The 25,498-nt window shown below is 46.3% G+C and carries 20 protein-coding genes; 5 read left to right on the top strand and 15 right to left on the bottom strand.

Annotated elements, in window-relative coordinates; genetic code table 11:
* Window positions 1-40: 40 nt before the first annotated feature.
* The 5 genes from ACR8BL_RS26710 to ACR8BL_RS26690 form a co-directional block, all read right to left on the bottom strand.
* On the bottom strand, window positions 41-334 hold the full coding sequence (locus ACR8BL_RS26710) for a YlaN family protein (protein WP_111271074.1): 294 nt from the start codon (window positions 332-334) through the stop codon (window positions 41-43).
* Window positions 335-556: 222 nt separating this feature from the next.
* Window positions 557-802 (bottom strand): HPr family phosphocarrier protein, encoded by a 246-nt coding sequence (locus tag ACR8BL_RS26705; RefSeq protein WP_434750337.1) that lies wholly within the window; start codon window positions 800-802, stop codon window positions 557-559.
* A 96-nt stretch (window positions 803-898) separates the two neighbouring features.
* A complete protein-coding gene (locus tag ACR8BL_RS26700; protein WP_434758288.1) occupies window positions 899-2,014 on the bottom strand; it encodes an aminopeptidase in 1,116 nt (371 codons plus the stop codon).
* A 112-nt stretch (window positions 2,015-2,126) separates the two neighbouring features.
* Entirely contained in the window at window positions 2,127-2,984 is an 858-nt protein-coding gene (locus tag ACR8BL_RS26695) for a hypothetical protein (protein WP_434750336.1), read from the bottom strand.
* A gap of 161 nt (window positions 2,985-3,145) precedes the next feature.
* Complete coding sequence (locus tag ACR8BL_RS26690) at window positions 3,146-5,137, bottom strand: GGDEF domain-containing protein (RefSeq protein WP_434750335.1); 1,992 nt, start codon at window positions 5,135-5,137, stop codon at window positions 3,146-3,148.
* Between the two features lie 465 nt (window positions 5,138-5,602).
* On the opposite strand from ACR8BL_RS26690, the gene rpsD reads away from it, so the two are divergent.
* The 3 genes from rpsD (at window position 5,603) to ACR8BL_RS26675 (ending at window position 11,855) form a co-directional block, all read left to right on the top strand.
* The gene (gene rpsD / locus ACR8BL_RS26685) at window positions 5,603-6,202 is read left to right on the top strand and encodes a 30S ribosomal protein S4 (RefSeq protein ID WP_434750334.1); all 600 of its coding nucleotides are present in this window, start codon (window positions 5,603-5,605) and stop codon (window positions 6,200-6,202) included.
* Window positions 6,203-6,396: 194 nt separating this feature from the next.
* Complete coding sequence (locus ACR8BL_RS26680; RefSeq protein WP_434750333.1) at window positions 6,397-8,502, top strand: methyl-accepting chemotaxis protein; 2,106 nt, start codon at window positions 6,397-6,399, stop codon at window positions 8,500-8,502.
* Window positions 8,503-8,750: 248 nt separating this feature from the next.
* Window positions 8,751-11,855, top strand: a complete 3,105-nt coding sequence (locus ACR8BL_RS26675; protein ID WP_434758287.1) for a transglycosylase domain-containing protein — start codon at window positions 8,751-8,753, stop codon at window positions 11,853-11,855.
* A gap of 95 nt (window positions 11,856-11,950) precedes the next feature.
* Here the strand turns inward: ACR8BL_RS26675 and acsA are convergent, their stop codons facing one another.
* The gene (gene acsA / locus ACR8BL_RS26670) at window positions 11,951-13,675 is read right to left on the bottom strand and encodes an acetate--CoA ligase (protein ID WP_434750332.1); all 1,725 of its coding nucleotides are present in this window, start codon (window positions 13,673-13,675) and stop codon (window positions 11,951-11,953) included.
* 270 nt (window positions 13,676-13,945) lie between these two features.
* Here acsA and ACR8BL_RS26665 point away from each other — a divergent pair, with 270 nt between their 5' ends.
* The gene (locus ACR8BL_RS26665; protein WP_434750331.1) at window positions 13,946-14,578 is read left to right on the top strand and encodes a GNAT family N-acetyltransferase; all 633 of its coding nucleotides are present in this window, start codon (window positions 13,946-13,948) and stop codon (window positions 14,576-14,578) included.
* Window positions 14,579-14,703: 125 nt separating this feature from the next.
* On the opposite strand, the gene ACR8BL_RS26660 is transcribed toward ACR8BL_RS26665, so the two are convergent.
* From ACR8BL_RS26660 to ACR8BL_RS26645, 4 genes are all read right to left on the bottom strand, one after another.
* The gene (locus ACR8BL_RS26660) at window positions 14,704-15,399 is read right to left on the bottom strand and encodes a 5'-methylthioadenosine/adenosylhomocysteine nucleosidase (protein WP_434750330.1); all 696 of its coding nucleotides are present in this window, start codon (window positions 15,397-15,399) and stop codon (window positions 14,704-14,706) included.
* 161 nt (window positions 15,400-15,560) lie between these two features.
* Window positions 15,561-16,568, bottom strand: coding sequence for a catabolite control protein A (gene ccpA / locus ACR8BL_RS26655; protein ID WP_434750329.1), 1,008 nt, complete (start codon window positions 16,566-16,568; stop codon window positions 15,561-15,563).
* Between the two features lie 92 nt (window positions 16,569-16,660).
* Window positions 16,661-17,008, bottom strand: a complete 348-nt coding sequence (gene ytxJ, locus ACR8BL_RS26650) for a bacillithiol system redox-active protein YtxJ (RefSeq protein ID WP_434750328.1) — start codon at window positions 17,006-17,008, stop codon at window positions 16,661-16,663.
* A 122-nt stretch (window positions 17,009-17,130) separates the two neighbouring features.
* A complete protein-coding gene (locus ACR8BL_RS26645) occupies window positions 17,131-17,544 on the bottom strand; it encodes a hypothetical protein (RefSeq protein WP_434750327.1) in 414 nt (137 codons plus the stop codon).
* 282 nt (window positions 17,545-17,826) lie between these two features.
* Here ACR8BL_RS26645 and ACR8BL_RS26640 point away from each other — a divergent pair, with 282 nt between their 5' ends.
* Window positions 17,827-18,360 (top strand): type 1 glutamine amidotransferase domain-containing protein, encoded by a 534-nt coding sequence (locus ACR8BL_RS26640; RefSeq protein ID WP_434750326.1) that lies wholly within the window; start codon window positions 17,827-17,829, stop codon window positions 18,358-18,360.
* A 146-nt stretch (window positions 18,361-18,506) separates the two neighbouring features.
* Here the strand turns inward: ACR8BL_RS26640 and ptsP are convergent, their stop codons facing one another.
* The 5 genes from ptsP to aroA form a co-directional block, all read right to left on the bottom strand.
* Entirely contained in the window at window positions 18,507-20,267 is a 1,761-nt protein-coding gene (gene ptsP / locus ACR8BL_RS26635; protein ID WP_434756484.1) for a phosphoenolpyruvate--protein phosphotransferase, read from the bottom strand.
* Window positions 20,264-22,144, bottom strand: a complete 1,881-nt coding sequence (locus ACR8BL_RS26630) for a glucose PTS transporter subunit IIA (RefSeq protein WP_434750325.1) — start codon at window positions 22,142-22,144, stop codon at window positions 20,264-20,266. The genes ptsP and ACR8BL_RS26630 overlap by 4 nt, the downstream gene beginning before the upstream one ends.
* A 109-nt stretch (window positions 22,145-22,253) precedes the next feature.
* Window positions 22,254-23,567, bottom strand: coding sequence for a hypothetical protein (locus ACR8BL_RS26625; RefSeq protein ID WP_434750324.1), 1,314 nt, complete (start codon window positions 23,565-23,567; stop codon window positions 22,254-22,256).
* A 102-nt stretch (window positions 23,568-23,669) separates the two neighbouring features.
* The gene (locus ACR8BL_RS26620; RefSeq protein WP_434750323.1) at window positions 23,670-24,104 is read right to left on the bottom strand and encodes a CoA-binding protein; all 435 of its coding nucleotides are present in this window, start codon (window positions 24,102-24,104) and stop codon (window positions 23,670-23,672) included.
* 36 nt (window positions 24,105-24,140) lie between these two features.
* The gene (aroA, locus tag ACR8BL_RS26615) at window positions 24,141-25,436 is read right to left on the bottom strand and encodes a 3-phosphoshikimate 1-carboxyvinyltransferase (protein WP_434750322.1); all 1,296 of its coding nucleotides are present in this window, start codon (window positions 25,434-25,436) and stop codon (window positions 24,141-24,143) included.
* Between the last annotated feature and the right edge of the window lie 62 nt (window positions 25,437-25,498).

Below are 25,498 nucleotides of genomic sequence, written 5' to 3'. Positions count from 1 at the left end.
GAATCTGCATGCCTTCTATCCTGACCCGCGCGATTGCAGGCTATTGCTCATTCTTTTTGTTCAAGGCTTCATATAAAATCGCCAAATTCCGCTCAAGCGCGCTAACCATCTGCTTACCTGTACCTTCTGGAAGGAGTCCTGCACGAACCGCAAAATCAACTTCCTTGGAGAACCCATACATCTGTGTATCCAATACTTCCTCATAGAGAGGGCAGTAGCGGGTAGCCAGATTCTCCATCTGTACTTCAATAAGCTTCTGTATTTTATCTGCATCTTCTTGAAGAAGACTGATTGCTTTCAGGTTCAGCTGGTCCTGCAGATCAGATGAAGTCATGCATTATTTCCCCCCTATGTCCCAAAAATCGCGTAAAGACGTTCTACCTCTAATATTAGACGAAATGGAGAGCTAATACAAGAACCTGACCAAAATAACCACACAATCTGTGAGCTCTATTACAGCCTTTTCTTCCATCTCTAAATTCATTGAAAGAGGCATTATATCCAACCATGATTAAAAACACCCCTGCCAAAAGGCAGGGGTGTTTCTCAACTACAGTTATTCAGATGCGATGTTTACATTCAGGCCATGCTTTGAAAATACTTCTGACATAGCTGCCTTCGCTTCATCTGCATCAGGGCCATGAACATGCAGTTCATAACTGTGCGTGCTAATTAGCGTTGTAAACAACCCAAGAATACTTTTTACGTCGATATACTTGTTCTCTGAATGAAGCACGATTGAAGAAGTAAACTTGCCTGCTGTTTGAGCAATTTCCACTACAGCCGCGTTATTACTCGACATAGGAATCCCTCCGTCTTTTCACTTTTTGTATCATCTATTAATTACCACTACATGATACCGTGAATCCGCTTTCCTAGCAACTGCAAAATGAAGTTCCTATTTCAACTGGTCCGGATTCAGACATTCCAGCTCAGGAATGACAAAGATGCCGTCTTTACGAATCAGCACATCATCGAAATAAATCTCGCCGCCGCCGTAGTCTGGACGCTGAATCAAAACGAGATCCCAGTGAATGGATGAACGGTTACCGTTATCTGTTTCTTCATATGCCTGACCTGGCGTAAAGTGCAGGCTTCCTGCAATTTTTTCATCAAACAGAATATCTTTCATCGGGTGTAAAATGTACGGATTGAAACCAATCGCAAATTCACCGATATGACGTGCACCTTCATCTGAGTCCAGAATTTCATTCAGACGTTTTGTATCATTGCTGGATGCTTCCACAATTTTGCCGTCCTTGAATGTGAATTTAATTTTCTCAAAAGTAATTCCGTTATACAGCGTTGGTGTGTTATAACTGATCGTTCCGTTAACAGAGTTGCGTACAGGCGCACTGTATACTTCACCATCCGGAATATTTTTTTGACCCGAGCACTTCTCTGCACCAATATCTTTAATGGAGAAACTCAGATCTGTTCCAGGTCCGGTAATCCGTACTTTATCCGTACGTTTCATCAGATTGGCAAGTGAATCTTGCGCTCTGTCCATTTTCGCATAATCCATGTTACATACATCAAAGTAGAAGTCTTCAAATGCTTCCGTGCTGGTATTCGCTAGCTGTGCCATACTTGCGTTGGGGTAACGAAGCACAACCCATTTCGTATGTTTAACACGCTGCTCGCTATGTACCGGATGAGAATACAGAGAATTGTACAGCTTCATTTTTTCTTCTGGTACATCGGACAGATCGTTCACGTTCTCTCCGGCACGAATACCGATATAACAATCCATTTGTTTCATTCGTTTCAGATCAATCTCTGCCCACGTTTTCATCATCTCTTCCGTGGCATTTTGCAGCATCACGCGCTGAACCGTTCGATCCGTCAATTGTACAAAAACGTTACCGCCTCTTTTGCCGACTTCTTCAATAATGGCATTAATCAGATCACGTTCTGTTCCGATCATCTCAACCAATACATTCTCGCCGGGTCGTACATCAACAGAATAACCTACCAGGTTAGCTGCGAGTTTCTGAATTCTTGGGTCCTTCATTTTGAATAAATCCTCCTGTCAAATTGCCATCAGTGAATTGAACAACGGTAAATTACGTTAACTATTGTAGCACGCACCAGGCATCCCGTCAGCAGGCAGTCACAGGTTTTGTTTATTGATATGATTTAAAGTTCACATCGGTTACTAGAGCCTCTACATTACTTCGACTGTTGCTATCCATGTATTTCACCTGGCTTTCAGAGGAAAGTCGTATCGGCAAGCTGGTTTTGCGATCAACAGTCAGATGATAAACCGTGTTTACCTCAGCCTTTTGGATTAACTGCTGCATCGTATCCTCTCCCTGCTGCCACACCTTGCGCAACTCCTGCTCCAGTTCCTTCTTGCCCGTGCCTTTCACTTGATTAGCCTTATGCATATATTCCGCCCGAATGGAATGCATCTCATCCGTCAGTTGACTTGCTGCCCAGGCCTTGGCGTCCTCTGGCATAAGCTCAATTCGCAGTATTTGTGTCTGACGTCCAGACCCATATTCCGATTGAATCGTTTTTTTCATACTGTCGATTTTCTCTAATTGCGCAATGGGGTTATAACGAGATAATGATCCGCGTAAAGGCTCATGCTGTGCCGTCAGAGCAGTCCATTGACCTTTCTTCCGTTCAAAAGAAGCACTGAACCCGCTGGGTTGACCATTATTTTTCACCGCATTCAGATTCATTCCTGAACCCGCTGCGGTCACCGCACCTGGTAAGCGAGTCTGTAAAGTCAACCGGTCGTGATCTTCCAGCTTGCCTTCAAATTTGAATTGGTTTTCAAACATTCCGCTGTTCTCCCGTCTTAACCCGGCCTGACCCTCAAATGTTAAAGTCTCTTTCCCGGCCATACCCGATAATGCCAGAGAAAATATTTCTTCCGGCGTCCGATCATGCTGGAGCATCCCGCAACCTGGAACCATTGCGAGCACGAGACACAAAATTAACGATAAAGTAATCTTAGGCTGGCGGTTCAGCATATCCATTCCACCTTTCAGTCAGTTTCTCCATAGATTGCCCTTACGATATGCGCTTATACTCCATTCATTTCGACTTGACGAACCTTCGGATGTTTATCCATATACCCGCGTGCAAAAAATAAAAAAAAGAGAAACGATTCCGCAAGCGGAATGTTTCTCTCTTAACGTGTACCTTCCTGGTCCTCTATAACAATTCGATTACGGCCCCCGTTTTTGGCACGGTACAGTGCCATATCTGCACGGTAGAACAGGGACTCCACACTTACTTTCTCATCCATCCAGTTCCATTCAGCGATACCACTCGACACGGTTACAGAAGGACGGGTCTCCGCCTCAACTCGTGTCCGGATCCGTTCCGCATAAACCAGCGCTTGGTGAATCCCGATTTGAGGCATGTAGATGGCCAGTTCTTCACCGCCCCACCTTGCGCAGATATCCTCGTCTCGAACCGAACTTGTGACAATGTCACTCACTTGTTTTAATACCTGATCCCCTGTCTGGTGACCAAAAGTATCATTCACCTGTTTAAACTGATCAATATCAACAACAACCAGTGAACCACAGTAATCATGGGCCTGACGTTCATGAATAATGTTATCCAGATAATGCCTTACATACAGTCCAGTTAACATGTCCAGATTCGCCATTCGGCGCACCTCGGCATGCAGGGTCGCATTGGTTAGAGCAAGACCAAGGTGAATCGATAACATTTGCAACAGCCTGTAGTTCTCATAAGAGAAGAAATGCTCCCGCACATGGGCAAGCAAAATAGCACTCTTTACCTGGCCGTCCACTCTGATCGGGGCTGCAATCAAAGACATCGCGCCAGTCAGTTCCATGAAACTGGAAGTTACCTTATCAAACTGCGTATAGTCAGATATGATTAACGGTTCTTCGGTCTGATACATATAACCCGCAATTCCGGAATCCACTGGATACGTTCGATGACGTATGTCTTTAACATTGGTAGACATCACCTCAAACCTGTTTGTACTGTCATCCAACTGCAAAATGCAACAGAAATCGGCTTGAAATATGTGCTTGAGCTCCTGCTCGGACAACAGATAGATCTCCATTAATTGCAAGCTTTTATTAAGACGCTGTGTCAGATCATTGATTACACGAAGTTCCTGGATCAACATATGGGATTGTTCATGGAGTTTCGCATTTTCAAAGGCTGTGCCGGCTGTATCCGCCATCATCGCAATCAGCTGCAGATCGGAATCCTCCATCAATTCTTCATTCATTTCGATATGAAAAACACCATATATGCCCTGCTTACCTTTGAGCGGCAAACCAACTTCAATGATTCGTCTGTCCAACTCATTAGACCGGGAGACGATCAATTTGCCTTCCATAAATGAGCGAACACAGATATCTTCCCCCCGTTCCTGAATAAGAAGCGGCTTAATCCGGGGATTGAAGCTTCTCTGATCCTGAGACATATATAGCATAATGTGTGTAGAAGGGTAGAGATAATCCATACTGACAAATACCTCGTCCAGTATCGCCCCGACATCCATCTTGTCATGCATCCGTTGTACAATCTGAAAAAGAATGGATCTTCGGTGTTCCTCCCGCGCTGTTTGTTCATGTGTATGCAGCAAGTCCGTCATAAATATGTATTCAAATCTTCGGTAAAAGCAGGTACGGTAATGCAATGCCTCAGATCGAACCACAGCTTCTGACGTTTCGGATCGGTGAGATTCAAAGACCAGAGCAATGAACACAGCAAACATATCTTTATTAATTCTTGAAAACAGAGGCTCGGCAATCAGCAGATACTCCCCGCGCTTGCTGATCCCGCTTTTGGACAAAGTCTGCCCCTTTTCAGCACATTCCAATACCATCAAACGTACATTGATATCTGAATCCGAATTATGGCTGGAATCCCCTCCCATACACTCTCCATCCGTATCCCATACACTGTATACAGCAAACGGCACAGACTGTACAGAAGCTTTCTGGGTTGTCCAATCTTGGTAGGCTTGTCCTAACAAACTGCTTAAATATGAGAAGTCAAAAGGTGTGATATCCATTCTTTGCATCCACAACGCATGGTCATCATGAGATGGAAGTTCTGTAAACGATGTGGAATCGCCCGCACTTCGCGATTTCAGACTAGCAGGTAAACTTCTTAGATGTTCCAACATGTCAGGCGCTCCTTTGCACCGTTTTTGCATCCTGGGAGGATGCATTAATCTGCATTGATTATCGCAAATCTGCAAAATATTAGCTAAACCTTGATACGTAAGATTGTTTAAAGTTAAGATACCATCTATTTTACTCTGTTTTAATCTTTTTTGCATCCATATTTCAGAAAATCGTCCCATTATTTTAGGCCTAATGACCTATCGACAAATTTAGACGTTTTTCTGGATTTATGTATTACTTGACTTTGCTTCTTTCAGAATGTAGAATAAATTGTTGATGAAGACTACTAAAACGGTCTTTAAATTTGGGCATTACCGGTTGTGTCACCCTCATTCTTTTTGTTGCTTTCAGGACAGCGGCTGAACTTTCCTGATCGTTCTATGCGAGGCCAAGCCCGCATCAACAAATTGGAGCGCAAACAGAGCCCTATTATGAACTTTAACTAAAAAGGAGCTACTTTAAACATGGCACGTTACACTGGTCCTAAATTTAAATTAAGCCGTCGCCTCGGCATTTCCCTGAGCGGAACAGGCAAAGAATTGAAACGCCCTTTCCCTCCAGGTCAGCACGGAGCTAACCAACGCAGAAAAATGAGCAACTACGGTATGCAGTTGCAAGAAAAACAAAAATTGCGCCACATGTACGGTTTGGGTGAGAAACAATTCCGCACATTGTTCTCCAAAGCGCAAAAAATGCAAGGTATTGCCGGTGAGAACTTCATGTTCTTGCTTGAGTGCCGCCTTGACAACCTCGTTTACCGTCTTGGCTTTGCTAACTCCCGCGCTGGAGCGCGTCAATTGGTAGCACACGGTCATGTAACTGTAAACGGCAAAAAAGTCGATATCGCTTCTTACCAAGTAAGCACTGGCGATGTAATCGGCTTGCGTGAAAGAAGCCGCGGTTTGTCTTCCGTTAAGGAAGCTTTGGCAAACCGTTCGCATCTTCCAGCATACGTTGAGTTCAACGAAGCAGCTGTAGAAGGTAAATTCATTCGCTTGCCTGAGCGTGCTGAATTGTCCCAAGACATCGATGAAAAACAAATCGTCGAGTTCTACAACCGTTAATCGTTGGATTACAACAAAAAAAAGCTGCCCGGGATTTTCCCGGCAGCTTTTTTTTGTTGTTTTTCTTCCTAAATATCTTCATTATTAGCCACTACATAACGATAATATGATTAGTCCCTTTTAGAGGCAAAAAGGTCGCAGCAAGCAAAAAAAGAAATTGAGTGTAAATAGAACGACATCATAGGGGGCTGCACATGCAATTTTTAAGAAATAGTAAGCTCGCCGTGAAGCTGGGATTACTGCTCGGTTTAGTACTCCTCTGCTCCATTGGCGCATTAATTTCCTTCAACACCAAAGCCATCTACGATAAAAGCCTGCAATATGGCGAAGCGGTTGCGGAACGGTCGGCAAATGTGGCTACGAATGAGTTTATGACAGACATTAACCAGGTAAAAAACACATTGGACAGCTTGAGTACTGCCTTGCTTGATGCTTCAAAAAGCGGATCGCTGAACCGTCAGGACATCGTCCGTCTTTTGGAGAAATATTTGAAAAAGGACGAGAAGGTTTTTGGATTCTATACAGGATGGGAACCTAATGCCTTTGACGGCAAAGATGCTGAACATGTTAATAAAGATAAGTATGACGACGCTACTGGCCGCTTTGTCCCTTACGTTATCCGAGACGGTAACACGCTGCACTTTGAACCTCTCACCACTTATGAGGGGAACAGTGAGACCAGTAAATACTATCAGCAGCCAAAAGCAACCAAAAAGGTTTATTGGTCAGAGCCCACCACATATAAAGTGGCTGGTAAAGAAACCTTGCTCGTTTCCATCGTTCTACCTTTGCTTGATGAAAACAATACATTTTTGGGTATCGTAGGGGCCGACTTTACCATTGAACGATTCCAGCAAAATATCGCATCACTGAATCCCGACCAGGGGTATGCCATGCTGATTACAAACGCAGGGCACATTGCCGCTCACGGTTCCAGGCCAGAACTAACCAAAGAAAATGCTGAAATTTCCGCCAGTACCCAAACGCTTATCCAGCGTATTCAGTCAGATGAAACCGGCTTCTACGCTACGGTTGACAGTAATAAAGCAGAATTATTTATTGCCGAATCCGCAAGGCTTCAAGGATCCGATTCGAGCTGGCATCTGGTATCCGCTTTGCCAAAAAACCATATTCTCCAGCCCTTCTATGAAAGCTTGAAATGGTCTGTGTTCATCGCTGTGCTGGCGGTGTTGTTACTGGCAAGCGTCGTAACGTACACGATCATCTCCATTGTTAAGCAGCTAAACAGAGTTAACGTTGTAGCTGGCCAGCTCGCTGAAGGCGATCTAACTCAAAAGTTGACCGTGAAATCTAAGGATGAGTTTGGAGTCATGGCTGTTCACATGAATGAGATGATGAATACACTTCGACATACGATCTCCGTTATATCCGAACACGCCTTATCGGTGGGCTCAACTTCGCAGCAATTAACGGCCGGCGCGGAGGATACCAGCAAAGCCGCCGAACAGATGGCACTTACGGGACTGGAAGTTGCGAACAAGGCCGAGAAGCAGGTGCAAGAGTTACAGCACTCCTCTCGTTCGATGAATGAGATTACAGCAGGTATTGGAAGAATAGCCGAAGCTGCTGCTGAAGTAAGTCATGCATCCAGATCTGTGACCGAACGGACTTCATCTGGTACAGACAAGATGCAGGCTGCTATGGTTATGGTTGATCGTGCAAATTCATCTGTACAATCATCCATGACCGCGCTGGAACATTTTCAACAGCGCTCAGAAGAGATTGGACGTATTACAAGCATAATTACCGAAGTAAGTCGTCAAACCAACCTTCTCGCCCTTAATGCTTCTATAGAAGCCTCACGAGCAGGTGAACATGGACGTGGTTTCGGTGTCGTCGCTGCCGAGATTCGCAATTTAGCGGAACAATCCCGGCAATCAGCTGCCGATATTGCAGTGCTGATTCAGTCGGTACAACAAGAGGTTCATGCTATCGTGGCAATGATGGAGAAAGGAAACGCTGAAGTTATTCATATTGCCGATGTGATGAACGAGAGTAGTAAACTTTTCTTATCCATCTCTTCACAGATCGCCGATGTGAACGAGCAGATCGAGCAAGTCTCCTCGATTGCCAGACAGATGTCAGGCGAGTCTCAACAGGTTGATTCATCGCTTGAGCAGCTTAAAACCATCGGTCATGAAACGGCAAATCATGCAAGCCAGGTTGCATCAGCATCTGAGAAGCAGCTGGCATCGATGGAAGAAATCACTGCAGCCTCTGCTTCGCTGGCACATCTCACGCAGGAATTGTTAGAATTGATTCAGCGCTTCAGAACTTGAAGAAGATAACGTTGTAAACTCTTCTCATTTATAAACTGTTCTATCAACATTTACAGGCTGGCCTACTCTCATGCAGGGCTAGCCTGTTTTCTTTGTTTTTCAACTCATGAAATGTCCACCGTTATCACATGCTATATATCATAATCCATGCCAGATTGGCAAATTTCGACCATTACTTGTATTTCTCAGGCATGCAAACGGGTCTTTTTATGCTATAATTAGTGCTGTTAAAAGGAGGAAGACACTGAATGGTTGATGTTACTAAGAAAAAGCCTGAAGAACAGCCTGTACGCAAACGCAGCTTTGCCCGCAGACTGGGCAGCTTCGTTATGTGGATGGTTGTCCTAGGATTTATGGGCGCACTATTCGCGGGCGGTGCTCTAATGGGTTACGTCAGCTCTATTGTAAAAGACGAACCTGTCCGTTCAAGGGCCCTGATTGAACAAAAAGTCAGCGAAAACTCCATCACAGGCTTTGCTTACTTTTCTGACGGCAGTCCGATTGGTCAACTGCGTACGGAAGAAGACCGGCGTCCAGTCACCTTTGACCAGATCCCAAAAAGGGTTATTGATGCTGTTATTTCGATTGAAGACAATCATTTTTACGAACATAAAGGTGTGGACATGAGCGGAACACTGCGTGCCGTGAAACAGAAAGTACTGAAAGAATCAGTACAAACGGGCGGCAGTACGCTTACACAGCAGCTCGCAAGACGGGTATTTCTTAATCTGGATCGCACGGAGGATCGCAAAGTAAAGGAGATCCTGTTATCCCTTCGACTGGAACGTTTTCTGACTAAAGACGAGATTATGACAGCCTACCTGAATAAGGTGCCTTTTGGCAATGGCTCCAGCGGTTACAACGTTTACGGAATTAAAGCAGCCGCTAAGGGACTGTTTAATATCAATGATCTCGAAAAAATAAACATAGCTCAAGCTGCTTATTTGGTTGGATTACCTCAGTCGCCCTCTTCCTACTCCGCCTTTAATGGTAAAGGGGAATTTGTAGAGGACAAATTTGATCGCGCAATCAATCGCCAGCGTCTTGTACTTCGCCGGATGCTGGAACTTGGAAAAATTACACAATCGGAGTATAACAACGCTTTAGCCTTTGATATCAAAAGCACGCTCGCTCCGAAAACCATTAAAGCTTACAACACTTATCCATACCTTATGATGGAAACGGAACGTCAAGCGGCACAGATTATCATGCAGCACCTGACTGCGGACAAAACGAAAACAACAGGTAATAGTACAGATGCTCAGCCATCCCGGAAGGAAAATAGCGCACTGCTGGAAGAAGCTCAGACACAGCTGCGCACAGGCGGTTATCGCGTCTATACAACGATTAACAAAAATATTTACAAAACGATGCGCACCATTGCCGAAGATAATAGTAATTTCTCTGCGGATGATCCTGTCAAAGGAAAAGAGCAGACAGCAGCCATATTGATTAATCATAAAACAGGAGCAATCCTCGGCATGATTGAAGGCCGGAGCTTCCAGGATGAGCAGATGAACTATGCAACGCAGATGATCCGTCAGCCGGGTTCAACAATGAAACCTATTGCCGCCTATCTGCCAGCTCTGGAGGAAGGTCTTGTTCAACCCGCCTCTATAATTGATGATTCACCAATCATTCTAAAAGACGGTTCTAGCGGATACCATATCGCGAAGAACGCAAATAACCGCTACCAAGGTCTGGTAACGGCTCGCAGAGCATTGAATTACTCACTGAACATACCAGCCCTGAAACTTTTCAATGAAGAGGTTGGAATCGACAAAGCTTGGACTTTTGCAAAAAAGCTTGGCATTACAACGATTCAGAAGCAAGATTATCAAGCCCAGACTGGTGTCCTCGGTGGACTTCAATATGGTGTGACCGTGGAAGAACTGACGAGTGCCTACGGTGCGATTGCCAATAAAGGGGTATACAATGATTCCTACATGATTAGTAAAATTGTTGATTCCAAAGGCAATATTGTATATACACACGACAGCGAGCCGGTACAGGCCTTTTCAGAGCAGACGGCCTATCTGATGACCGATATGCTACGTACCGTTATATCTGAAGGGACAGCCGATAAAGTACGAGAAAACTACAAGTACAGATCAAGCATCCCGATTGTTGGTAAAACAGGTTCGACCCAAAACTACGCCGATGTCTGGTTTGAAGGTTACACACCAGATGTTACGCTCGGTGTATGGGTTGGTTATAAACAGCCCATTAATACACTGGAGAATAAATCACAGCGTAAACGCGCTCAGCAACTCTGGGCTAAAATTATGAATGAAGTGATAGAAACCAAGAAGGATCTGTTTGTCACGAACTCATTCCAAAAACCTTCCGGTATCGAAACACGGACAGTATCCGCATACAGTGGCAAGTTGCCAACATCCTTGACTGATAAATTTGTTACTGACATTTTTAATAGCAAATTTATTCCGAAGGAACGCGATGATGCTGTCGCTAAATCAAAATATATTACGTACAATGGTGTAAACTACATTCCGCGTGACGAAACACCTGCGGATATGTTGAAGGAAAAGACGGTCATCAAGCGTAAAAAACCAATCTCGGATCTCATTAAAGAATTGCAGAATGCATTCAAACGTATGAGTCGTCACGAGTCGCTTGCATACTACTTGCCGGAAGATGCTGCCGCGGATTTACCGACCGAGGTTGATCCACGCACCGATAACGGCAAAGCACCAGATGCACCTGGCAATGTTCGTCTCTCCATTTCAGGGGAGCGGGCATCCATTACATTTAATGCTACACCTGAAAGTGATGTAGTCGGGTATCGTCTCTATCGTTCAGTCGGTGGTGCCGGGTTCCAGAATCAAGGTCAAGTCGTGCTCTCAGGTGAGTCCAGATCCTTCTCAGCGTACGCAACAGCAGGCGGTAACTTCGCATTTTATGTCACTGCTGTTGACGTTGCAGGCAAGGAATCTGCACCAAGTGCAATTGTAAACAGCGCAGGTGCTACTGGGCCAGATACGGAAGTGAAACAGCCTATTGAGGTACCAGGTACGGTGGTAACTCCTGGAGAGACAGTCAGTGACAACAGTACACCGACGACGGCTCCAAGCACACCAGGCCAAGTGAGTGTCTCAACACTCTCAAAAGGACTTCGAATTCAGTGGGCGCCGAACTCGGAAGCCGACGGCGTGCAAAACTACGCTGTCTTTTATAGCGAGACAGGTTCGGAACCTTACACCAAGATTGGAACCACATCAGGTACAAGTATGGTTTATGGTGTACCATCATCAACCAGTGGCTGGTTCAAAGTATCTGCCAGCAACAGCGTTGGAGAATCCTCACCTTCGGCAGCGATACACTATGAGCCTTAAAGCTGTCTGACAGTATCGCATCATCTAGCAGCATACAAAAAAGCCGCATGTTCAGTAATTACACTGAACATTGCGGCTTTTTTTGTATTCGGTGATCAGTCTTCAATCGTGGATAAGTCACCTGTCGGCAGATCAAGCTCCCATGCCTTCAACACACGACGCATAATTTTGCCCGAGCGTGTCTTGGGCAGCTTCTCCTTGAATTCGATCTCACGTGGTGCAGCGTGAGCGGACAAGCCTTCTTTTACAAACCGATAGATCTCTTCCTTCAGCTCAGGCGTGGCTTCATAGCCTTCACGTAGCGCGACAAAAGCCTTGATGATCTCTCCCCGTGTCACATCCGGTTTGCCAATAACGCCCGCCTCAGCAACTGCTGGATGCTCTACCAGCTTGCTCTCCACTTCAAACGGTCCGATCCGCTCGCCGGAGGAGTTGATGACATCATCAATACGTCCCTGGAACCAGAAATAGCCGTCCTCATCCATGTACGCCGAATCCCCTGATACATACCAGCCCGTTAGTCTGAAGTACTCTTCATACTTGGCTGGATTGTTCCAGATCTTCGCCATCATCGACGGCCAAGGGGTACGAATGGCCAGGTTGCCCATGCTGTACGGCGGCAGCTCCTGTCCACGATCATCAATGATAGCTGCTTCTACACCCGGCAGAGGACGTCCCATCGAACCCGGCTTAATTGGCATACCTGGATAGTTACAGATTAACTGTGCTCCCGTTTCCGTCATCCACCATGTATCGTGAATCCGTTGACCGTAAGCCTTCCAGCCCCAACGTACCACCTCCGGATTCAACGGTTCGCCTACCGACATTACATGACGCAAGCTGCTCAGATCATGCTGGGCAATCGTCTCGTCCCCTGCGCCCATCAGCATACGGAATGCCGTTGGAGCACTATACCATACGCTCACCTTGTTTTTCTCAATCGTACTATACCAGTCCTGTGGACTGAAACGACCGCCACGGATCACATTGGTTACCCCATTCAGCCATGGGGCGAAAATTCCGTACGAAGTACCTGTTACCCAGCCGGGATCGGCGGTGCACCAGTACACATCATTTTCTCGTAGATCGAGGACTACCTTGCCTGTATAATAATGCTGAATCATGGCATTCTGAACGTGGTATACCCCTTTGGGTTTCCCCGTAGAGCCCGAAGTATAATGAATAAGCAATCCGTCTTCACGCGTCAGCCACTCTACCTCCATATCATCCGAAGCCGCCGACATCTCAGCATCAAAATCAATCAGTCCTGCTTCAGACTGTGGACCACCGCCGACAACAAAGATATGCCTCAGCTCAGGCAATTCGGAACGTTTGATCCGTCCCAGAAGCTCTGGCGTGGTCACAAGCGCTACAGCACCGCTGTCCTCCAGCCGATCCTTCACTGCCGTTTCCATAAAAGCCTCAAATAAAGGGCCAGCTACGGCGCCCACCTTCAGAATACCCAACAAACTGAAATACAGTTCAGGACTTCGCGGCATAAAAATAAAGACACGATCTCCTTTGGCTACGCCATATTTACGCAGAACATTACCAAATCGACTCGACTGCTCGCTCAGATCTGCAAAAGTATAGGCTTCTTCACGAGAAGCGTCGCTGTACAGCAATGCCGTCTTACCGCCTCTTCCTTCCAGGACATGGCGATCAATCGCCTCATGTGCCATATTCACTTTTCCGCTGGCGTGCCACGTAAAGTGCCTTTCTACCGTTTCCCAATCGAACTGGTTTCTGGCTTCCGTATAATCGCCCAGATTCGATTCAGACACCACCGTTTGCAGCATCTCATTATGTGCTTGACTCATGCTTGCCAGCCTCCTTCAACTCGACATTTCGATTCCCTTCAGGGTTCATTCGTATTGCCTTGGTGTTGACTGAACTTCCAGTTAGCGCTTACATTAGTAGAGAGAACTTCTCATCATGTACGTTGCCTGACCCAAACGATGCATTCAAACGGTGTTGAATTGTGAACATTTTTTGTCAACGCAATTATAGCAAATTGAAACAAACATCGTCTACGGCTTTTCAATTTTTCGTTTTTTTGCTATAAGTAGGGGGAGAGAGGGGAATGAACCGTGGAGCATATCAAGGAGTATCATATGCGTTCCATTTTCAAGTCCGGCCACCGAATTACGATTGAGGGTCCCGTGCCCGCGGAGCAGATGATGCAAATGGCTTTACATGCCGATCTGGATGCCTTTCGGCGCCCAGCAGAGCAACAGGAAGCTCTTGCTGAGATTGCTGCCTTGCCAGAAGGAAGAGTTATTATCGCCCATGAAAATGAGATGATCATCGGATACGTCACTTTTCACTACGCCGATGAATGCGAACGATGGTCCGAAGGCAATATGACAGACCTGATCGAGCTTGGAGCCATCGAAGTTGCAGACGACTATCGCTCCCTTGGGGTTGGCCGTGAAATGCTGCTTACCGCAATGGAGGACAAGTACATGGAAAACTACATTATTTTCACGACAGAGTATTATTGGCATTGGGACTTGAAAGGCAGCGGACTGACCGTATGGGATTACCGCAAAATGATGGAACGTCTCATGCAGAACATTGATATGACCTGGTACGCCACAGATGATCCCGAAATCTGCTCCCATCCCGCAAATTGCCTCATGGTTCGGATTGGCAGTCAAGTACCCATGACTTCGGAAGAACAGTTTGATCGTGTCCGCTTCCGTCATCGATTTATGTACTAAAGAAAATGTTGAAATTCGAATACATAAAAAACCGCCTTGCAGAACGTTCTCCATCTCGAATGGAAATCGACCTGTGAGGCGGTTTATTGATTTATTGACTTTATGGGATCGATACGTGTTTCAGATCACATATGTTCCAGCATGTGCTCAACAATACGGTGGGAACGCTGTGAAGACTGTACGGTAAACTCGGCAAAATTCACATGTGCAGAACCGTCTGCCTTGTCAGACATACTGCGTAACACTACAAAAGGCACACGATTCATATAACACACTTGAGCAACTGCGGCACCTTCCATCTCCGCACAAGCTCCGTCCATCTCAGTGTAGAGCATGTTGACAGTCTCTTTGCTGGCAATGAACTGATCCCCTGACAACACCTTACCAATCCGGTAATGAGCTCCTTGTGCCTTACACGCTTCTTCAGCGAACGAAATTAATGCAGGCTCCGCCGGAAATGCTGATGTCTCCTGGTACGGTATCACTCCACGTTCGAATCCTAGCGGGGTTACGTCCATGTCATGCTGCACACATACAGAGGAGATCACCATGTCACCAATGTTCAGTTCTGGATGAACCGCTCCGGCTACACCTGTAAAAATCACCCGGTTCACCTGAAAACGGTCGATCAGAATCTGCGTAGTTACCGCCGCATTCACTTTCCCTACGCCTGACTTGCACACCACAATCCGCTTGCCCAGCCACTCACCTGCGACATACGTTATGCCTGTTTGTTTCACCGTTTCATGCTGTTTCATACCTTGAAGCAGAAGCTCTACTTCCTCGTCCATAGCGCCCATGATCCCTATTGTTTCACGCATTGTTGTATCCTCCCTGTTATCATCCTGCATATGAGATCAAGTTCAAGTCATTGCCAAAAGTCATTTTCAGCACAAAAGCCCCGTTTCCGGAGCTTCTGCACAATCAAACATTATGTAGAGAGAATGCCTTCTCCCTTTCTCTTACTTCACGAAATAATGGATTACCCCGCGTGACTTACGGACAGACGAAGAATGGTCTCATGCGGCAAGATTACTCTTGGATTCTCCACATTCTCTTTCTTCATCAGTTTGGTCAGCAAACGCATCGCTACCGCGCCCAGATCGTACATCGGCTGAGCCACTGTTGTTAACTGCGGGCGTACCATGGAAGCCATACGAATGTTATCCACGCTAATGATGGAGAAATCATCCGGTACTTTCAGACCATCATCCTGAATGCTGTGAATCGCGCCAATCGCCATTTCATCTGTTGCAGCAAAGATGGCTGTGGGCTTTTTCTTGAGTCCAAGGAAATACTTCATCGCTTCCACACCGGATTCATAACGATAGTTACCGATACGCACCAGATCCTCCTGGTATTCGATGCCTGCCGATTCCAGCGCTTTCTTGTACCCTTGGAAACGCGCAAAACCGTTTGCTGGATCTTGCAGCGTACCACTGATCATTGCAATTTCCTTGTGACCGTGGCGAATCAGCGTGCTGACTGCATCAAATGCTGCAGCCTCATGGTCAATATCAACAGAAGGGAATGTACCCTTCTCATCACTTGTTGCACACAATACGATTGGCACTGCTGCAGACTGGAATGCCTGAATGTGTTCATCGGTTACAGTTCCGCCCATGAAGAGCAATCCGTCTACTTGTTTCTCAAGCAGGGTATTAATAACACGGATTTCTTTTTCCTTCTTCTTATCTGCATTACACAAAATGATATTGTAATGATACATGTTCGCGATATCTTCAATTCCGCGAGCAATCTCTGCAAAGGTTGAGTTCGAAATGTCCGGAATAACGACTCCAACCGTAGTTGTCTTTTTGCTCGCCAGACCACGGGCTACCGCATTCGGACGATATCCCAGCCGTTCGATTGCTTCGTATACTTTTTTCCGCGTCTGCGGTTTGACATTAGGGTTATTGTTAACTACCCGTGATACCGTTGCCATGGACACTCCAGCTTCACGTGCCACATCATAAATGGTTACCGTCACAGTACTTCGCTCCATTACCAGTAAATTTTCATTCCATTTTCATTAAGATTTATATTACGACAAATTATTGCATTAATCAATTAAAATAGGCTCTAGGACTCACTTAAAGTGCTAGCAAGCGTCCCGCTGGTAATCTCTGAATGAGAAGTATGCCATACCGGCATTCCTTTTTTAATCAGAATAACTTGGGGAGATTCGTGCTTAACACCCAACCTCTCAGCTGCTTCGTTAGATACCGGGCGGTCCTCTACCACGTAGATGATGCCGTATTTCACGCTTTCATCCGGAGAGTTATGCAAATAATCATTCATCTCCTGATAAGCATGTGCGCTGATCGGACAGCGGGTACTATGCTTGAACAGAAGCAAGGGTTGATCCTCCGTCGCCTGCACTGCGGAGTTTAGCTGTTCAATACTTGTCATTTTAGTCATGTCAGCCATTCGTTATACATCCCCCTTAATAAGCGATACCGCCATGTTGAGCGTTTTCACTCTTCGATATCTTAACAAAAAGTGAGCAAAAAATCCAATTTTCATGAAAACAAGCATTCTGCACGTCAAAACTAGACGGCATTTGAGAAATGCGCCTGCCATACAAAGCCGGACAACTGTGCAAGTCTACGCTCGGTATCTTCGATCCACGCCTTGTCCTCCGCTTTATGCGCGTAGCCCATAATATCCAAGAGTAGATTGATTCGTCCCTCCACAGCCTCTGTCATTCGATATTCCATCTCCTGATCCGTTGCATCCGGCCAGGCAAGGAACTGCTCATGTAACAGGTCGGCCAATTCGTTCTGTTCCCCGAAGGAGACATCCTGCTTCACCGGCTGTTCTCCCAGTTTATTGATACATTCTGTCAAATCCGGTTTGACCGGCTGTAGTACCTCATATGATACACAGTCTGTACATGTAAAGACAGGTACATTTCGAATTTCTACCTTTTTGGCGTATACGACTGTTCTTAATTCCAATTCCATTACATGTCCACATCTGCACGACTTTCGCACAACCATCACCTCATTCGTTCTCTGCTCTCTATGTATGTACCATTCGACCTATTTCCGCCTAAATCCTGCTGTAAACTAAAGATTGCACAAATTACCACTGTCCCCATATGAAGGCTGTCGATTGCAGGCTGGTATTGATTCGTAAACGTTTTATCCATATACGTGGTGACCAGCTTGCATGAAGCCATACAGCGAATCTGGTACAATATAAGACACGATCTGCCAAATTTATTGTAGAAGGAGAGCTGACATATGAGATTAACAGGTCAAAAGGTCATCGCACTGGTCGATGAGGAGTTTGAGGATCTTGAGCTGTGGTATCCCGTGTATCGCGTGCGCGAAGAAGGTGCCGAAGTACATCTGGCGGGCGAGCAAAAAGGAAAAACATATATCGGTAAATATGGCGTTCCCGCTACGGCTGAGTACAATTTCGATGAGCTGCGCAGCTCCGATTATGATGGAATACTGGTGCCAGGCGGCTGGGCTCCAGATAAATTAAGGCGTTATCCCAAAGTGCTGGAACTTGTGCAGGAAATGCATAGAGACGGCAAGCCGATCGGGCAGATTTGTCATGCAGGATGGGTGCTTATCTCTGCCAAAATTCTGGATGGGATTACGGTTACGTCTACACCAGGTATTCGAGATGATATGGAAAACGCAGGTGCGATCTGGAAAGATGAAGCGGTAGTTGTGGACGGACACATCATCTCCGCTCGTCGCCCTCCAGATCTTCCACCGTACGGCAAAGCATTCTGTGATGCACTTGCTGCAAAAGCTGATAAATAAAAAAGAGCATACAAACAGGATCAATCAAAAAAACCGCCGTGCAATGACATGCTCAGCGGTTTTTTTGATATCTTTTGGAAAAAGTCGTACAAAAGTGAATATATTAATTTAAAGGTAATATACGTCTACTAATGATGCAATTTCGTTTAAGATGCGTTTGATCCGCTCTGGTCATCAGGACTACCGCCTGCATCGTTGAAGCTCTGCAAACGCTGCTCAATATCAGCGCTCGTTCGCAGAGTAAAGCACTTACGCGCTTCCTCTTTAGCTTCTGCAGCTGTTGTATTCAAGACTCGATGCTTCACGCGTAGCAAGGATTGCGGAGACATGCTTAGATGACGAATCCCCAGTTCCAGCCACAATGGAATGGAGCGCTCGTCCCCCGCCATCTCACCACAGACACTCACATCAATGCCTGCCGTATGCGCCGCATCTACAGTAGCCCGAAGCATCCGCAGCACAGCCGGATGATACGGATGATACATATGAGCAATCTGTTCATTCATTCGGTCTACCGCCAGTACATACTGTACCAGATCGTTCGTTCCGATACTGAAGAAATCCGCTTCTTCTGCAAGTAAATCAGCAATCATGACGGCTGCGGGAACCTCAATCATGATGCCCACCTGAATGTTTGCATCATATGGCAAGCCTCGCTCATCGAGATCAGCCATCGCTTCCCGAAGGATCTCGTTGGCTTGTTGCAACTCCTCAACCGAGGAGATCATCGGATACATAATCTTTACATTACCTGCTGCGCTTGCACGAAGGATAGCGGTAAGCTGAGTTTTGAACAAATCCGTACGATCCAAACTGATTCGAATGGCTCGATAACCCAGAAACGGATTATCTTCTTCTGGTAATTCAAAGTAATCGAGCTCTTTGTCGCCCCCAATGTCGAGTGTGCGAATGACAACCGCCTGTCCAGCTGTTTTCTCGGCAACAAGCCGGTACACCTCATACTGTTCTTGCTCTCCGGGGAAGGTCGCACGATCCATATACAGGAATTCGGTTCGGAATAAACCTACACCCTTGGCTCCGTGTTTCAAAGCCAGATCAAGCTCCTTCACGGAACTGATGTTGGAAGCAAGCTTCAGCACAGCTCCGTCCTTGGTCACCGCGTCTACCGTGGCAAGTACTTGCAGCTGTTCTTTTTTCTTCAACTCTTTGTTGCGGAGCATTGTGTATCGTTCAATGGTTTTGCGATCCGGATCTATAAATACTAACCCATTATCGCCATCCACAACCAGCATGTCTCCCGTCTCTACCGGCATACCAAGACTCGCTTCCAGTCCGGAAACGAGAGGAATCCCGAGTGCACGCGCCATAATAGCAGAGTGTGACGTCTTACCACCGATCAGCGTAACAATCCCCAGAACGTAGCTTGGATTCATATGCGCCAGCTGCGAGGGTGACAATTCTTTGGCAACGAGAATATACGGCTGGGTATCTGAAGGTAGTGTAATCTCAGGGGCACCCAGCAGATGTTTAAGGAGGCGGTTGCCGACATCCTTGATGTCGATTGCCCTCTCCTTCATATATTCGTCTTCCAGCAGGTCAAACATGGTGACAAAATGGTCTATCGCTTCTTTTACCGCCACCTCTGCCGCCTTGTACTGACGTTCAATAATGCCACGGATTTCGTTCATGAATACCGGATCTTCCAGAATAGCAAGATGTGCATCAAAGATGCTGGATTCCTCCGGGCCCACAACTTCTTTGAACTCATTTTTGATAAATTCGATCTCATCCTTCGATGTCCGTATACCCTCGTACAGCCGTTCGAATTCCTGGGCGAGATCCACCGAATCCATTTTCTGGTCGGGTAGATCCCATTCCCAGCTGGGCAGGACAAATGCTTTGCCGATGGCGATGCCTGCAGCTCCATTGATGCCTTGTATCTTCATTCTACCCCTCCAACGTTCCTGTCATAGAGCACCACGGACATAACGGATGCCTGACCTTTCTTCACTTGCTTGAATGGAGCAAAGCTCCATGATTTCACACGATCCGGGTTTGTAATGACCATCGGGGTCGTGAGTGACGCGGCCTGTTCACGTAATACGGCCAGATCGAATTTGATAAGCAATTGTCCAGGCTCTACCGTATCACCTTCTTGCACAAATGCCTCAAAATGCCCTTTCAGCTGTGAGGTATCGATCCCGATATGGAGCAAGACCTCCAGCCCCTCCCGTGTGGAAATACCAAGGGCGTGCATCGTTGGATACAAATGCATAATCGTTCCAAAGACAGGCGATACCAGCTCTCCTCGCTCGGGCACAAAAGCTACACCGTCTCCAACCAGCTTGGCTGCAAAAATCTGATCCGGTACTTCCTCAATCGGAAGCATTTTACCCTGCACCGGTGCAGCGAATAATACCTGTTGTAAATCCCGTTCAAGCAGCTTTGCAATCTCTTCCCGAATCAGTTCGGAATAGGTGCCAAATACCACCTGCACGTTGCCTCCACCTAGCTTGATCAGTCCAGCCGATCCTAAATTCTTCATTGCGCCTGTATCGATCAATCGATCATCGTGAACCGTCAGACGCAGGCGTGTAATACATGCCTCCACCTGCACGATGTTGCTTTTCCCACCCAATGCTTCCAAAACCAACGGGGCTTGATAAGGGATATTTCCAACCCAATCTTCGAGCATAGATCCTTCTTCCCGTCCAGGTGTCGGTATCTTGAACGTACGAATCGCCCAACGGAACAGGAAATAATAGACCAGCCCATATAGTATGCCAATCGGAATGAGCTTCCAAGCATTCTCAGACAAATGAAAATTGAGTATGTAATCAATTATACCGGCCGAGTATGAGAATCCGTGCCGTATATCCAGCCAGTAACTAAGCCACATGGCCAGCCCGGACATCACTGCATGTACGATAAACAGATACGGCGCCGCAAAAAGAAAAGCAAACTCGATTTGCTCCGACACCCCTGTTAAAAAACAGACCAACGCAGAAGTTAGAAATGTTTTTCTTATTTTGGGCTTCAGATCTTCCCTGGCCTCCTGAATAATCGCAAGCGCAATCGCAGGAATAGCAAACATCATAATGGGAAAGAGTCCAGCCATGAAAAACCCAGCAGTCGGATCACCTGCAAAAAATCGCGGTAAGTCCCCTTGCACGATGTTGCCGCTCGACGTTTCGTAGGTCCCTAACTGGAACCAGAATACATTATTCAGCAAATGGTGAAGCCCAAAGGCAACCAGCACCCTGTACAACACACCGTAGATGAACAATCCGAAACCGCCAAGGCTATACTCCCATGTTGCAATGAAATTCAGGCCATGCTGAAGAACCGGAGCAATCCATAACATGAAGCAGGAGAACAGGGCCGAGCAAAGCCCAACAATAAGTAAAACAAATCTCGAACCGCCAAAAAACTGTAAGATTTCGGGCAATTTGATGCTTTTGAACCGATTATGCATTCCACCGGCTAATGCACCGAGTATAATTCCGATTAATGAAGCAGGCTGCACCGTGCCATCTCCGAAATTTCGGGTGACCTGATCATAGATAACGATTCCAGCCAGCGCTGCGAGTCCAGCTTGACCGGCCTGGTTGGAGAGTCCCAGCGCCACGCCGACAGCGAACAAATACGGCAAAAAATAAAAAATACCGTGTCCGGCCACGGTAGACACTTCGCCAATCATTCCCATTCCCCAGGCGTTCCAGGGCAGACTGCCCACACTGAGCAAAATAGCAGCAGCGGGCAGGACCATTGTAGGCAGCATAACCGCTCTTCCGAGCTGCTGCAAGGATCCGAGCCAATTCATGGCGACCTCTCCTTTCTATCCTAGATGGTAAGCTTTACACCGCATTTTGTCAAAGTAAAAAGGGGAAGGAAATCACCCCAGATGAGTTCTATACGAAGTTAAAAACTTGTTAACGAATAGCCATCAGTTTAGTTCCAGTTACATATATTGTTCCATCCTTTGAAATAAGCCATTGATTGTCTAAGTTATGATTAATGGTTATTTTCCAGTTCACTTTAGATGTGGCCAATTTCATTGACACCAGACAGTTTACATTTTGAGCAGAATTTTTATATAAATAGATCAGATTCCCGTTACGATCAATGATCGGTTCACTCGTAAAAGTCGTTAGGTTCTCATTGTCAAACGTCGTTACTTTCTTACTCTTTGCATGATAAATATTTGTGCCAAATAAGACGTCACCTTGCTTGCTGATTGAGGGTCCTTGTAAGTTATTCGTACTTCGCAGGGCACCTTTGACGGTATTCTTTAGCTTACCTTGCGCATCAAAGATATTAAGTTTATCGTCTCCGACAACATAAATCTGATCATTATCATAAATCGGACTCTGAAGGTTCTGCCCCGTATACGGCGTGCTCGATATCTTCTTTCCCTCTTGGTTATACTGTATTAGTTCACCCGCTGTCTCTGTCCCTCCCTGCTTCAAATCACCCAGAGCGGAAACAGTCAAAAAAATTCGATCCTTAGCAAAAATAGGGGTGGAAACGATAAGATACGGGGTTAGATTTATTTGTGTTCTTAGAAGACTGTTAAACTTTTCACTGCCATCTATACGAACACCAAGCAGTCGTTTCTCTTCTTTTATATCTTCTCCCTCACTTACGGAATTGTTGTTATGTATATTTTCAACATGCGAAGCCGTAAAAATAATGACTCCATCCTTATTCACGTCAACATTATGATTAGTGATGTAGTTCTTGTACCTCTTTTCCCAAATCCGTTTACCTTCTAAGGTATAATTCGAGATGCTCATCATTCCCAAATCTTCAGGCCCCCTGCCTTCGTCGGGAATATCATCCCCAAGGATAACCAGGGAGTTGTCATTGTACAGATACACGTCTGATATGTTATTAATATGTTCCAGCTTTGTAGACCATTTCACTTTTCCTTGAGGTGTCACAGCAGTCAATAAAGGAGGCCCTGAAAAATGGGAAATAACATAAAGAACACCTTTGGAATCCACTACCAGCTGTTTCACCTCATCTTTGAAGTCCAACCCCCATTTCACTTCTGGCTTCTTGGCAGGCGCAGCGTAAAGCGATTGTCTTGTCCACACATCCGTTGCATAAATAGCTTTATTGGCAGCAGAAACGGGAGTCTCTAGTCGGAGAGTTACTGCACACCCAACAACAAGAAACAGAATGACTGCCTTTTTAAGACACCATCTCATCTGTATTTCATCCTCCTTATACTTCCATTCCATCTTACTACGTTCAACAGGAAAAATCCCGTGTCTCTGGAAGAGCACGGGATTCTCGTTTAAGTCGTACACTGGAGTAATGCTGCCTCGACAGCAGTAAGGCTCTTAGCCGCGGCCAGCGCCGCGAAGAACGATGGAATCTTCTACCTTGATACAACGATTGGTGACTGCAGTCATGCCGTTCTCTGCCGCAATCTGGACAGCCTCATCGTTATGAATGCCAAGTTGAAGCCATAATACATTGGCTTTGATCGCAGCGGCTTCACGAGCGACTTCCGCGCAAAACTCCTCACGCCTGAAAACATTAACAATATCCACAGGTTCGGGGATATCTGCGAGTGTGGCATATACCTTCTCACCAAGAATCTCTCCCTGTGCTTGCGGATTAACAGGGATGATACGATATCCTCTGCTCTGCATAGCTTCCGCGACCATATACGAGGTACGGTCCGATTTGTCCGATAAGCCGACAACAGCGATGTTGCCTGCTTTGCGCAAGATGTGTCCAATTTCTTCTCGAGTAGGGTTGTTAAATTCCATGTTCAAGCACCATCCTTTTCTGCTTAACGTGTTAATTTACTCTTTTACCCACTGAACCGAAGCGCCAAGCGCCTGCAAATGATCAAAATATTGCGGATATGACTTGGCTACATGGTGTGCATCGCGAATACGGAGAGGTTGTTTGGACCGCAGACCCACGACAGTAAGCGCCATAATGACACGGTGATCATAGTGAGCATTAATCTCTACGCCGCCCTCAACACCTTCAGGACGCCCGTGTACGATAATCTCTGCTTGACGCTCCTCCACATTCGCTCCGGCCTTCCGCAGTTCATTCAAATAATCCGTAATTCGGTCACATTCCTTGTAACGCAGGTTCTCTACATTATAAAACCGTGACGTGCCTTCCGCAAACACTGCTGCCGCTACCATGGCCAATACGGCGTCCGTAGCCGCATCTCCGTCGAATTCAATCGCCTTTAATCTGCCATTTCCTTGAACGTGAACTACGTCATTTTCATGGGTGAGTGGCACTTCCATCATACGCAGCACATCAACGATGGCACGCTCCCCTTGCTTGCTCTGCTCCATCAGTCTAAGAATCTTCACATCAGATTGGGTAACCGCTGCGGCAGCTAGTACGGCGGCCGAGCCAGGGTAATCCCCCTGCACGGTGTACGTTGTAGGCTTGTAAGCCTGTCCGCCAGGAACACGGAATGACATGTAGTCGTCACTTGCATGAATGATGATACCTGCTTGTGCAAGAACCTCCAGCGTCTGCCCAATGACCACTTTTGATTTCAAATCATTCAGAACCTCAATTGTACTGTCTTCAGCAAGCAACGGTGTCACAAACAGCAATGCGCTCAAATACTGGGAACTCACCGAGCCGGACACACGAATATGTCCACCCTTCGCATGACCGCCTCTGATCGTAATCGGCAGACGCCCTTGCTGATGCTCTACCTGTACACCCATTTGACCAAGCGCATCAATCAGATCGTCATGCGGCCGTTTACCAAGAGAATCCGGGTACGTGTTTACAAATGTGACCTCAGGGCATAGTGCCGTTACGCCCATCAGAAAACGAAGCACAGCACCAGCATTCCCAACGTTTAATTCACGTACATTATGCGGGTTACTTCCAAAGCCTTGAATGACAATTTTGCTGTCGTCCTCTTCGAGCACAGCACCCAGATCACGAATACATCTGCGCATCGCATCACTATCCTCACTATGTGCCGGAAAATGAATCGTACTTGTTCCTTCCGCCAGCGCAGCGGCCAGCAAGTAACGCGTTGTATAGTTTTTGGAGGACAAAGCTCCGATTTCCCCGTTCAGATTAGGGGTAGGGTTAACAATAACGTCCATGGATGATATTCTCCTTTTATTGATTGTAATGGTGAAGCTGCATAAATAGTATTCGTGACTGC

It is taken from the genome of Paenibacillus amylolyticus (assembly GCF_051136285.1).
GTDB lineage: Bacteria > Bacillota > Bacilli > Paenibacillales > Paenibacillaceae > Paenibacillus > Paenibacillus amylolyticus_F.
This window is presented reverse-complemented; position numbering and strand designations above follow the sequence as displayed.

What these genes read in the sequence shown, in the direction of transcription:
- ACR8BL_RS26710 (WP_111271074.1), bottom strand. Translation starts at nt 334, where the DNA reads ATGACTTCATCTGATCTGCAGGACCAGCTGAACCTGAAAGCAATCAGT.
- ACR8BL_RS26705 (WP_434750337.1), bottom strand. Translation starts at nt 802, where the DNA reads ATGTCGAGTAATAACGCGGCTGTAGTGGAAATTGCTCAAACAGCAGGC.
- ACR8BL_RS26700 (WP_434758288.1), bottom strand. Translation starts at nt 2,014, where the DNA reads ATGAAGGACCCAAGAATTCAGAAACTCGCAGCTAACCTGGTAGGTTAT.
- ACR8BL_RS26695 (WP_434750336.1), bottom strand. Translation starts at nt 2,984, where the DNA reads ATGCTGAACCGCCAGCCTAAGATTACTTTATCGTTAATTTTGTGTCTC.
- ACR8BL_RS26690 (WP_434750335.1), bottom strand. Translation starts at nt 5,137, where the DNA reads ATGTTGGAACATCTAAGAAGTTTACCTGCTAGTCTGAAATCGCGAAGT.
- rpsD (WP_434750334.1), top strand. Translation starts at nt 5,603, where the DNA reads ATGGCACGTTACACTGGTCCTAAATTTAAATTAAGCCGTCGCCTCGGC.
- ACR8BL_RS26680 (WP_434750333.1), top strand. Translation starts at nt 6,397, where the DNA reads ATGCAATTTTTAAGAAATAGTAAGCTCGCCGTGAAGCTGGGATTACTG.
- ACR8BL_RS26675 (WP_434758287.1), top strand. Translation starts at nt 8,751, where the DNA reads ATGGTTGATGTTACTAAGAAAAAGCCTGAAGAACAGCCTGTACGCAAA.
- acsA (WP_434750332.1), bottom strand. Translation starts at nt 13,675, where the DNA reads ATGAGTCAAGCACATAATGAGATGCTGCAAACGGTGGTGTCTGAATCG.
- ACR8BL_RS26660 (WP_434750330.1), bottom strand. Translation starts at nt 15,399, where the DNA reads ATGCGTGAAACAATAGGGATCATGGGCGCTATGGACGAGGAAGTAGAG.
- ytxJ (WP_434750328.1), bottom strand. Translation starts at nt 17,008, where the DNA reads ATGGCTGACATGACTAAAATGACAAGTATTGAACAGCTAAACTCCGCA.
- ACR8BL_RS26645 (WP_434750327.1), bottom strand. Translation starts at nt 17,544, where the DNA reads ATGGAATTGGAATTAAGAACAGTCGTATACGCCAAAAAGGTAGAAATT.
- ACR8BL_RS26640 (WP_434750326.1), top strand. Translation starts at nt 17,827, where the DNA reads ATGAGATTAACAGGTCAAAAGGTCATCGCACTGGTCGATGAGGAGTTT.
- ptsP (WP_434756484.1), bottom strand. Translation starts at nt 20,267, where the DNA reads ATGAAGATACAAGGCATCAATGGAGCTGCAGGCATCGCCATCGGCAAA.
- ACR8BL_RS26630 (WP_434750325.1), bottom strand. Translation starts at nt 22,144, where the DNA reads ATGAATTGGCTCGGATCCTTGCAGCAGCTCGGAAGAGCGGTTATGCTG.
- ACR8BL_RS26625 (WP_434750324.1), bottom strand. Translation starts at nt 23,567, where the DNA reads ATGGAATGGAAGTATAAGGAGGATGAAATACAGATGAGATGGTGTCTT.
- ACR8BL_RS26620 (WP_434750323.1), bottom strand. Translation starts at nt 24,104, where the DNA reads ATGGAATTTAACAACCCTACTCGAGAAGAAATTGGACACATCTTGCGC.
- aroA (WP_434750322.1), bottom strand. Translation starts at nt 25,436, where the DNA reads ATGGACGTTATTGTTAACCCTACCCCTAATCTGAACGGGGAAATCGGA.